Origin of the sequence: Gordonia sp. (in: high G+C Gram-positive bacteria) (assembly GCF_052106715.1) — a bacterium.
GTDB lineage: Bacteria > Actinomycetota > Actinomycetes > Mycobacteriales > Mycobacteriaceae > Gordonia.
This window is the reverse complement of the sequence record NZ_JBQEDL010000005.1, coordinates 1-10,754: the sequence shown is the minus strand read 5'-3', so window position 1 is coordinate 10,754 and position 10,754 is coordinate 1. Positions and strand designations below refer to the sequence as shown.

Sequence of the window (10,754 nt, the reverse complement as noted above, 5' to 3'; positions counted from 1 at the left end):
GAGATCCCTCGGTTCGAGCGACACTCGCCCCTCACGTTGATCGAGCGGAGTCGAGATCCATGTCTCGACTCCGCTCGACCAGCAGGAAATGTGATCGACCAACAGAAGCGAAGAGGTCAGTCCTCTTCGTCGTCGTCCGGATTGAGCGCGGCTTCGATCCGGGTGCGTGCGCCCTCGAGGTGGGCGGTGCAGCGGGCGGCGAGAGCTTCCCCGCGCTCCCAGAGGGCCAGGGACTCGTCGAGGCCGAGGCCGCCGCGTTCCAGTGCGGTGACCACCTCGGACAGCTCGTTACGGGCGTCCTCGTAAGCGAGTTCGTCGACGGGGGCTGGATCGGATTCGGTCATGCGTCGTCTCCTTCACGGATGGTCGCGTACACGGAGCCGTCGGCGACCCGGATGCGCACGGGCGCATCGGCGGGCAGCTCGTCGACGCTGGCCACCGCGTGCGGGCGGTCGATGTCGGTGCGCTGTACGACGGCGTACCCGCGTGCCAATGTCTGCGCGGGTCCGAGGGTCGCGAGCCGCGACGTGAGTTGGGTGTTGCGGTGTTCTTCGACGGTCAGGAGATGCCGGACGCTGCGGCGGATGTCGACGAGTGCGGCGTCGACCCGTTCCTGACGGCTGTCGATCATCGAGAGCGGCCGGGCCAGGACCGGGCGAGCCAGCAGGCCGTCGAGGACGCGCTGCTCGCGGTGGACCCAGTTGCGCAGGGCCTGCGCGTTGCGTTCTCGCAGTGAGGCGATCGCCGCGAGCTCCGCGGTCACGTCCGGGACGACGCGTTTGGCCGCGTCGGTCGGGGTGGCCGCACGTAGGTCGGCGACCAGGTCCAGCAACGGGCTGTCCGGCTCGTGACCGATCGCGCTGACCACCGGCGTCGAGCATGCGGACACCGCGCGCAGCAGAGTCTCGTCCGAGAACGGCAGGAGGTCTTCCACACTGCCGCCGCCACGCGCGATGATGATGACCTGGACGCGCGGGTCGGCGTCCAACGCTTCGAGTGCAGCGATGATGGCGGGCACCGCAGTCGGGCCCTGCACCGGAGTGTCGCGGATCTCGAAGCGCACTGCCGTCCACCGCTGTTCGGCGACGGCGATCACATCGCGTTGGGCGGCGCTCGCGCGCCCACTGATCAGGCCGACAGTGTGCGGGAGGAAAGGGAGCGCCCGTTTGCGGCGTGCGTCGAACAGGCCTTCGGCGGCTAGCAGCCCGCGCAGTCGTTCGATCCGCGCCAGGAGCTCGCCGATGCCGACCGGACGGATCTCGGTGATCCGCAAGGACAGCGTTCCGCGTCCCGAATAGAAGTTCGGTCGTCCGCAGACGACGACTCTCGTGCCGTCTGTCAAGGGAACGGGGCTGCGGCGCAACAGATTCGGGTCGCAGGTTACCGAGATCGACATGTCGGCGGCTGGGTCACGCAGGGTGAGGAACGCTGTCCGGGTGCCCGGTCGGGCATTGATCTGGGTGAGCTGTCCCTCCACCCACACCTGCCCGAGCCGGTGGATCCACTCGCCGATCTTGAAGCTGAGCGTACGCACCGGCCACGGCGCATCCGCCGAACTCGCCGGTGTCTGACCCGCTGACCCGGACGTCACTGGCCGGAGTCGGCCTTCTTCTGTTCGCTGACGACGCGGTTGTCGATCATCGTCACGAACGGTGACCGGTTCCGGTTGTTCCGCTCGTACTCGGAGAGGACCTCCAGGTCGGCGAGCGCGAGAGTGCGGACCTTGGCGCGCAGTTGCGCGAGAGTCAGCGCGTCGTAGTCGAGGTCGGCGACGACCTGCGGGACCGGCCCCGTCGGAGTGGCCGGTCCGGCAGCAGTCGGGCCGGGAGCGACGTCCGTGGTCGACGAGCTGTACAGCGCGAAGCGACCCGGAGCCCGATCGGGCGCATCAGTCTCCGCAGCCGCGGTGTCCGCAGCCGCGGTCTTGGACTCCGCAGGCGCGCTTTCTGGGGCAGGTTTCGTCTTGGGGTCAGCCTTGGCCGCGGGTGCGGCCTTCACGACCGGTGTGTCTTTCGTGACAGTCTCGGGTTCGACGACCTCGGTGGTCGCGGCCGCCACGGCCTTTACCGGAGTGGGGTCGTCGTCCTCGTCGAACGTCGCCCACGCGGGCTCTTCCTCGGCCTTGTCGAAGATCGGCGCGAGCAGATCGTCGCCCTTGATCGCCAGTTCAGCGATGTTCTGCTGGAGACGCATGCCGGCCTGCAGCGCGTTGCTGACCGCTGACATCGGCAGCGTGATGACTCGCGTCGGCAGTTTCCGGGTCTCCTCGACGGTCGTGGCCAGCAGACCGGCGACCACACGGGCGGGGTACGGAGGACGATTCATGTACTTAGCTTCTCACAGCCGTACGATTGGTGTTATGGCTGAATCGAAGCGAGTCCTCCTTGCCTCCCCGCGCGGCTACTGCGCGGGAGTCGATCGCGCCGTCGAGGCCGTGGAGCGAGCACTCGACAAGCACGGCGCGCCCGTCTACGTCCGTAAAGAGATCGTCCACAACCGACATGTCGTCGACACCCTGACCGAGCGCGGGGCGATCTTCGTCAACGAGACCGACGAGGTGCCCGAAGAGGCGATCGTCGTCTTCTCCGCGCACGGCGTGTCCCCGGAAGTGCACCGCACTGCCGCAGAGCGCAGCCTGCAGACCATCGACGCCACCTGCCCGCTAGTCACCAAGGTGCACCAGGAAGCCAAACGTTTCGCCCGTGACGACTACGACATCGTCCTCGTCGGCCACGAAGGCCACGAGGAAGTCGAGGGCACCGCGGGCGAGGCGCCCGAACACATCCAGCTGGTCGACGGCCCGGACGCCGTCGACAACGTGCAGGTCCGCGACCCCGAGCGCGTCGTCTGGCTGTCGCAGACCACTCTCTCGGTGGACGAGACGATGCAGACCGTCCAGCGGCTTCGCGAGAAGTTCCCGAATCTGAACGATCCGCCGTCCGACGACATCTGCTACGCCACCCAGAACCGTCAGGTCGCGGTCAAGGCGATGGCCCCGAAGTGTGATCTGGTGATCGTGGTCGGCTCGCAGAACTCCTCGAACTCGCAGCGCCTCGTCGAGGTGGCCCTGCAGAACGGCGCGTCGGCGTCGTACCTCGTGGACTTCGCCCGCGACATCGACCTCGCGTGGCTCGACGGCATCAGCACGATCGGCGTCACCTCGGGCGCCTCGGTCCCCGAGATCCTGGTGCGCGGCGTGATCGACCTCGTCGCCGAACACGGTTTCGAAGACGTCGAGACGATCACGACCGCCGAGGAGACGTTGACGTTCGCCCTGCCGCGGGAGCTGCGGCCCGCGCGAAGCGCCAACTGACGGCGAGAACGAGAGCGGCCAGCGCCACGGCGATCAGGATCTTTCCGGTGCCGCCGGAGCCCTGATCCGCCTGCGCGGGGGCGGCGACAGCGTGCCCGGCGACCGGGTCGGGCCGCGGCGGCAGATGCGCGGTGAGCGCGGCGACGGGATCGACTACGCCGGCGCCGAGGGCACCGTCATGGCCGCCACCGTGGGCCGTCGCGACGATCCGCTCGATCACCTGCGCCGCCGACATCTCCGGAAACCGTGACCGGACCAGCGCGGCGACGCCCGCGACATACGGTGCGGCGTAACTGGTACCGGCCAGTGGAACCGCGCCCTCGGCTCCGGCCAACGCGTACACCGGTCGCGCACCGCTCGTGGTCTGGGCGATGCTGACGACGTCGGTGCCGGGTGCGCCGACCGACACCCACGGCCCACGCAGACTGAACGACGCCGCTGTCCCGTCCCCGGCGTCCGCGGCACCGACGGTGATCACGAGGGGAGCGAACCGCGCAGGTGTCGCGACCGTCGCCAACTCGGTGACCGGATCGGGATTCTGCTCGCGACAACTCGTCGCGTCGGAGAGATTCCCCGCCGCGACGACCACGACGACCTCCCTGGTCAACGCGTGCTGCAAGGCCTGACCGACAGCGTCGTCGCCCAGATCTCCGGAGTCCGGAAGGCACGCCGTTTCGGATATATTGATGACGTCCGCACCCAGATCGACGGCCCGCACAATCGCCTTGGCGAGCGTCGCGAGCGGTCCGTAGCCGACGCCGACCGTCACGTCGTCGCCTCGCGAGTTCTTCGCACGGAATGCTCCGCTCGACTGCCGGACGGAGATGATCCGCGCCGCGGGCGCGACACCGACGAAACTGTCGCCGGGAGCGCTTCGCGCCGCGATGATGCCCGCGACGAGCGTGCCGTGGACATCGCAGTCGGACAGACCGTTGCCGCTCGACACGTAGTCGCCGCCCGCCACGAGGCCGGGCAGTCGGCGATTCGGCGTGACTCCGGTGTCGATGACCGCGACGGCGACGCCGTCACCTCGACTGAACTGGTGGGCGTCGGCGACGTCGAGCAGACGGTGGCCCGGCGGGACGTCCGTCGTCGGCGCCGCGATCGGGCGGGCGCAGCGCGCATGCTGCTCGGTCGGCGTCAACGGTCCCAGGGGAACGGGCGCCGGAACGGCCGAGGCGGGCGGTGGACAGCACGAGAGCAGCAGGAGTGCGGCGGCCGCCGCAGCAACGATCCGCACGTCACAGCTCGCGCACGAGACGGTAGGCGTCGAGCACCCATAACAGCAGCGGAACCAGGACGACGAGCACACCGACCTGCGCGATCTCAGCGGCCCGCACCTGCAACGGCGAGAAGTCGTGCCCGGCGGCGACCGTTCCGATGACCAGCGCCGCCGCGCCGAGAGCAGCGGTCACGCACATCGCCGTGATCGCCGTCGACGGGCCTGCAGCACCTCCGACTGCAGCACCCCCGACTGCAACACCTCCGACCAGGGCAGCGACGACCCCGGTCACGGTGCATGCGCCGCCCAGGATCAGGACCGTCGACTGCAGACGATCGGTGTGCACCCGCCCGCGGACGAGGAGCGCGGCCGCGGCACCTGCGCAGTACGCGAGCACCACCGCGTCCGGCGCGCCGAGTGCGGCCGTCACCGTCGCAGCGGCCATGATCCACACGCCGACGCCTGCGAGCAGCCCCGTCAAGTACGACGCGGCCGCCGCCGTCGTCCTGGACAGCGCCGTGAGATCGCCGAGCGCCAGATCGGCCAAGGATCCGAGCGGGTCGACGGGGACCGGGCCGAGGGCGTCCACACCGTCGACCACGGAGCGGTGCGCCGTCGGATCTGCGGTCGACGGCGCTGCGACCGGTACCGGCGGCAACGGGAGTCGGGCCAGCGCGATCGCGAGACGCCCCGCCAGCGGTAACGCGAGAACGCCGATCGCGGTGGACGTCGCCGCGATCGACAGGGGCGGAACCGACCACACCGATGCGAGACCGCCCGTGATCCCGGCTCCGACGCCGACCGTCGCAATCGCGGTGTGCACCGCGGCAGCGCTCCCGGTCCCGCGGTGCCCGATCACCGCGAGCGCAGCCGCGACGACTCCAGCGAGCGCGATCCGAGCAGGCACCGCGTCGCCGCCCGCCGCGACTCCGGACGCGGCCCCGAACACGCAGGCCGCGACCGACAACGTCGCGTACAGGCGAGGATCTGAGCCGAGTTTGCGAGCCGTCAACGCTGCGCCGATGCAGACTGCGGCCGCGACCGCGGTGAACAGCAGGGGAGCGAGCACCTCGCCCGCGACCGCCGCGAGGATCGCCGACGCCGCCGATACCACGGCCGCCAGTAGGACGCACGCGCACGCGGCCCACCGAGCCGAGTCGGCCGTCCACTCACTGCGGGATTCCCGCGCCAACGCCGCGACGCCGGCGGCGACGTCGTCGACCATCGCGCCGGGATCCTCCGGTGAGTCGTCGGTAAAGACGAGGAGGTCACCGTCGTGCACGTCGGCGTCCCGCAGAGTCGCGGTGATCGACAGTGGCCGGCCGCCGATTCGAGCCAACGTCCAGCACCGCCCGGTGTCGTCGTCCATGTGCAACAGCGTGCGTATGTCTGGAATCAGCGCTGCCAGTGGAACATCCGCAGGCGCGGCTACATCGACCTGTGTGTGTCCCCCGACCACCGAGATCCGAACGGATCCAGTCACAACGGTCATTTCGCAAACCCTCCCCCGAGGTTCGGTGTACAACCAGTGCATCGCTGTGAGGCGATGGCGTCGAGATAATCACGTTCGACGCCGCGCGGTGGGGGATTCGGGGGAATCGTGAACACTGACGGTATTTCTGCTGCTGGCATGGCTGCTGAGGGCGTGGGGGCTGCGCCCACGACGACGTGGTCGCCGACGCTCGGACATCGGCGCCGCCCGCGGCAGGCGCGTATCGCTGCGCCGCCGGGCGATCTACATCTGGAGTCACCGCCAGAACTGGCGCGCGCCGTTCCGCAGAACATGCTCCTACGTCTGCTACCTGCGGTGATGGTCGTAGCTGTCGTCGGCATGATCGCGATGATGGCGATGACCGGCGGTCGCGCGGCATTCGCAAACCCGCTGTTCCTGATGTTTCCACTGATGATGGTGATGTCGATGGTCGGCATGGTGGCCTCCGGTGGTCGAGGAGGTCCCGCCCGAGCGGCCGAGGTCAACGAGGACCGCAAAGACTATCTCAGGCATCTGTCCTCGTTGCGCGACATCGCTGACGAGTCGGCCGCCGTCCAGCGCGCCGACGCTGAGCGCGATCACCCCGACCCGCTGGCCATTGCGTCGCTGATCGGGACCGACCGGATGTGGGAGCGTCGCCCGTCCGACGACGACTTCGGTGACGTCCGAGTCGGACTCGGCGCGCACCGACTGGCGGGCGAGTTGACCCCACCGGAGACTGCGCCTGCCGAATCCGTCGAGCCCGTCTCGGCGGTCGCACTGCGCAGATTCGTGCAGGCGCGGTCGGCGGTCCCCGGTCTGGCGACGGCCGTCTCGCTGCGCGGCTTCCCGGCGGTCGGCGTCTCCGGGGCCCACCGCGATGTGCACGCGCTGATGCGCGCCATGGTGTGCAGGCTCGTCGTCCAGCACGGACCCGACCATGTCGGGGTCGCCGCCGTGGTCGCTGATCCTGTTGCACCGCAGTGGGATTGGCTCAAGTGGCTGCCCCACGTCGGACATCCGGACCACGTGGACGGGCTGGGGCCGACGCGGATGATCTATCGGACGCTGGCAGCTCTCGAAGCCGACCTCGCCGAGCACCTGGCCGACCGCGGGCGGTTCTCCCGGACCGATCCGTCGCCTGCGCTACGGCACCTGCTCGTGATCGTCGGCGACGGCGTGGTGACCGGCGAGGAGGAGTTGGCGATCGGCGCAGGCCTCGACGGCGTGACAGTCTTGGAGCTCGGGGCGAGTGCCGATTCGCTGGCCACCCGGCGCGGACTGTCGTTGATCGTCGACGGCGAGAGACTGTCGGCGCGGACGGCGGCGGGGATCGAGGAGTTCGCCGTCGCCGATGCGTGCGCGCTCGCGACCGCCGAGGCGCTCGCGCGAGCGCTGGCGCGCTACCGACCCGCCTCTTTCGGGGCACTCGCCGACCTCGACATCCCGCTCACCGCGCCCGATCCGGGGCTGCCCGGCCTGCTCGGTGTTCGCGATGCGGGCGAGTTCGACCCGGCCCGCGCGTGGCGGGGACGCCGCGGCGCGGAACGGTTGCGCGTCCCGATCGGATACACCGCAGACGGGACGCCTGTCGATCTCGATCTGAAGGAGAGTGCCCACGGCGGGATGGGGCCGCACGGACTCTGCGTCGGCGCCACCGGATCGGGTAAGAGCGAACTGTTGCGCACTCTGGTTCTCGGCCTGATCGCAACTCATTCGCCCGACGAGCTCAACCTTGTCCTGGTCGATTTCAAGGGCGGCGCGACATTCCTCGGCCTCGAGTCGAACCATGTCGCCGCGGTCATCACCAACCTCGAACACGAGTTGGAGATGGTCGACCGGATGGCCGACGCACTGTCGGGCGAACTGCAGCGACGGCAGGAGTTGCTGCGTGCGGCAGGCAACTTCGCGAACGTCACCGACTACGAGCGGGCGCGCACCGCCGGTGCCGACCTGGCGCCGCTGCCCGCGTTGGTCGTCGTGGTCGACGAGTTCTCCGAACTGCTCGCACAGAAACCCGACTTCGCCGAACTGTTCGTCGCGATCGGCCGACTCGGACGGTCGCTGCACATTCATCTCCTGCTCGCGTCGCAGCGTTTGGAGGAGGGCCGGCTCCGTGGACTCGATAGCCACCTGTCGTACCGGATCGGGCTGAAGACGTTCTCCGCCAACGAGTCCCGCACCGTTCTCGGTGTCCCAGACGCCTACCACCTGCCGAGCGAGCCGGGAGCTGCGTACCTCAAATGCGACTCGTCGACGCCGGTCCGGTTCCGCACGTCGTACGTGTCGGGGCCGTACACGCCGCCCGCGGACAGCGCCAAAGACGGCACGCCCGGACAGACCGGGGTGGTGCGCGTCTGGAACGCCGAAACCGTCGTCGACCTACCGGCCGACGACGATCCGGACGAACAGCCGCTCGACGCGATGGCTCCGACCGTTCTGCAGACCCTCGTAGCCCGCATCGACGGGCACGGGGCTCCGCCGCACCAGGTGTGGCTGCCGCCGTTGGCCGATTCGATCGGCCTCGACGCCGTTCTCATCGAGACCGGTCGGACACCGGGCGGGCTGCGCACCGTGCTCGGGCTGGTCGACCGGCCATACGACCAGCGCCGCGACCCGCTGACCGTCGACCTGTCCGGGGCGGCAGGCAACGCGGCGATCGTCGGCGGACCCCGGTCGGGAAAGTCGACGGCGTTGTGCACGTTGATCGCGAGTCTCGCGCTCGGCCACGACCCCACGCAGGTGAGCGTGTACTGCCTGGACTTCGGCGGTGGCGCGCTCGCGGCGATCGCCGAACTCCCGCACGTCGGCGGCGTCGCGCCGCGCAACCGTCCGGACGCGGTCCGGCGCACTGTCGCCGAAGTCGTCGGCGTTCTCACTGCGCGGGAGGCCGAGATCGCGGAGGACGCCGGGAGCAAAGACGTGTTCCTGGTGATCGATGGTTTCGGTGTCCTGCGTAACGAGTTCGAGGAACTCGAGGATCAGGTGACCGACCTCGTCACGCGCGGCCTCGCCTACGGGATCCACGTCGTCGTGGCGGCCGGACGCTGGGCCGACATTCGTCCGGGTGTGAAAGATCTGCTCGGCACGCGGATCGAATTGAAGCTCGGCGACGCGCTCGACTCCGAAATGGACCGCCGCGCCGCCGCGCGGGTTCCCGCCGACCGACCGGGCCGCGGCATCACCGCCGACGGACTGCACCTGCTGGTCGCGGCACCGACTGTCGGCGGATCGACGTCGGCGCTCGTCGACACCGTCGTCGCGCGCCACCCGGATCAGCGGGCGCCCGCCGTCCGCACGCTCACGACCCGACTCTCGGTGGACGATTTCGCCGACCACGATCGGCCGTCTGGTCCCGGGCAGGTCGCGATCGGGCTCGGGGAGTCCGATCTCGCGCCGTTCGTCGTCGACTTCGGTCGTGAGGCCAACCTTCTCGTGTTCGGCGACGCCGAGTCGGGCAAGACCAACACGCTGCGCGTCCTCGTCGAAGGCCTCACGGCATCGGGTCCGGCGACCGAGGTGAAGATCGTGCTCGTCGACTACCGGCGCACCCTGCTCGGGGCCGTCACCGGCGAGCATCTCGCCGGATATGCCACGTCGGCCCGAACCGCGGCGCCGATGATGGCGCAACTCGCCGAATTCCTCTCGGCCCGGCTGCCCGCCGACGACGTCGGCGCCGACGAACTCGCCGACCGCTCCTGGTGGGCCGGACCCGACGTGTATCTCGTGATCGACGATTACGACCTCGTCGTGGGCCCGACCGGCAACCCACTCGCTCCGATCGCCGACCTCCTCGGACATGCCCGCGACATCGGCCTCCGCGTGATCCTCGCGCGACGCTCCGGCGGAATCGGGCGCGCGCTGTTCGACCCGTTCATCGCTCGCATGCGCGACCTGTCGTGCGACGTCTTCCTCATGGCGGGCGACCCCGACGAGGGATACGTCGTCGGGCGACACCGGATGCAGCGACTTGGAGCAGGTCGTGGCGAGTACGTCTCGCGCAGCCGTCGCGCCGAGGCCGTCCAGGTGGTCGCGCCGGACGACGGGACGGCGCAGTGAGCGGCGTCCTCGACCTCGAGTACGGACAGGCGCACCACGGTGTCGACGCCCTGTTCGAGCACATCGACGAACCAGGACTCGACATCCCGTTGGCGCTGCCAGCATGGTCTGGGCAGGTCACGCACCCGTCGACGTGGGGTACCCGCCGGATCTCCGAGTTCCGTCGGCGGTTGGCCGCGGTCGGTGTCGACGCGATCCCGGTGCCGCGCGCGGTGGCGCTCGCACGCAGCCACGCCGACGCGACCGTACGACGCTGCGCGGTGATCGAGACAGCGGTGGCACCGTCCACCGGCGGTCACTGGATGGCGCACTTGGTCGAAAGGCGAGACGGGGCCGAACGCGACAGAACCGAGCTGGACGGCATGGACGGTCAGGACCGGGCCGACGGACAGGACGGGGATTGGGCGATCACGCGGGTCGCTGTGACCCTGCCAGCCGATGTGCCGGACGACCCGGCCTGGGCGGAGGTGGTCGCGGCCGCCGACGTCGCCGTGGTCGACGGGCCGGAGTCGTCGTCGATCGACGAGGCGATGCGGACGATCGCCGCTCCGCCGGGCGGTGCGGTCCGTGCCGCCCGGGAGCTCGTCGCACGTCACGGCGGCCTGCCGGTGTCGGCTCGAGCGCTTCTCGCGTCCGCGGTTCCGCGTCCGCCGGAACCGTTGCCGCGGCCTAAGAGGCCGATCGTTGTC

At 69.8% G+C, this 10,754-nt stretch carries 7 protein-coding genes and 1 pseudogene; 3 read left to right on the top strand and 5 right to left on the bottom strand.

What is annotated here, in order from left to right; translation table 11 throughout:
• Nucleotides 1-116: 116 nt before the first annotated feature.
• From ACTIMF_RS03800 to ACTIMF_RS03790, 3 genes are read right to left on the bottom strand one after another with little or no spacing between them, the layout of a single operon-like run.
• Nucleotides 117-344 carry an exodeoxyribonuclease VII small subunit gene (locus ACTIMF_RS03800; RefSeq protein ID WP_442348945.1) on the bottom strand — a complete coding sequence of 76 codons (228 nt, stop codon included), beginning with the start codon at nucleotides 342-344 and terminating at the stop codon, nucleotides 117-119.
• Entirely contained in the window at nucleotides 341-1,591 is a 1,251-nt protein-coding gene (gene xseA / locus ACTIMF_RS03795; RefSeq protein WP_442348944.1) for an exodeoxyribonuclease VII large subunit, read from the bottom strand. Before xseA ends, ACTIMF_RS03800 begins: the two co-directional genes overlap by 4 nt.
• Nucleotides 1,588-2,325 carry a lipid droplet-associated protein gene (locus ACTIMF_RS03790; protein WP_442348943.1) on the bottom strand — a complete coding sequence of 246 codons (738 nt, stop codon included), beginning with the start codon at nucleotides 2,323-2,325 and terminating at the stop codon, nucleotides 1,588-1,590. The genes xseA and ACTIMF_RS03790 overlap by 4 nt, the downstream gene beginning before the upstream one ends.
• Between ACTIMF_RS03790 and ACTIMF_RS03785 the strand changes: the two genes are divergently transcribed.
• Nucleotides 2,324-3,313, top strand: coding sequence for a 4-hydroxy-3-methylbut-2-enyl diphosphate reductase (locus tag ACTIMF_RS03785; protein WP_442348942.1), 990 nt, complete (start codon nucleotides 2,324-2,326; stop codon nucleotides 3,311-3,313). The genes ACTIMF_RS03790 and ACTIMF_RS03785 overlap by 2 nt on opposite strands.
• Here ACTIMF_RS03785 and mycP read toward each other — a convergent pair.
• Together mycP and eccD are read right to left on the bottom strand one after the other, a co-directional pair.
• Nucleotides 3,243-4,553 (bottom strand): type VII secretion-associated serine protease mycosin, encoded by a 1,311-nt coding sequence (gene mycP, locus ACTIMF_RS03780; RefSeq protein WP_442348941.1) that lies wholly within the window; start codon nucleotides 4,551-4,553, stop codon nucleotides 3,243-3,245. The two genes, ACTIMF_RS03785 and mycP, sit on opposite strands and share 71 nt — an antisense overlap.
• A 1-nt stretch (nucleotide 4,554) precedes the next feature.
• The gene (gene eccD / locus ACTIMF_RS03775) at nucleotides 4,555-6,027 is read right to left on the bottom strand and encodes a type VII secretion integral membrane protein EccD (protein ID WP_442348940.1); all 1,473 of its coding nucleotides are present in this window, start codon (nucleotides 6,025-6,027) and stop codon (nucleotides 4,555-4,557) included.
• A 138-nt stretch (nucleotides 6,028-6,165) separates the two neighbouring features.
• Here eccD and eccCa point away from each other — a divergent pair, with 138 nt between their 5' ends.
• Both eccCa and ACTIMF_RS03765 read left to right on the top strand, forming a co-directional pair.
• Nucleotides 6,166-10,065, top strand: a complete 3,900-nt coding sequence (gene eccCa / locus ACTIMF_RS03770; protein WP_442348939.1) for a type VII secretion protein EccCa — start codon at nucleotides 6,166-6,168, stop codon at nucleotides 10,063-10,065.
• Nucleotides 10,062-10,754: pseudogene (locus ACTIMF_RS03765) on the top strand (hypothetical protein); the annotation flags it as partial. The gene eccCa and the pseudogene ACTIMF_RS03765, both read left to right, overlap by 4 nt.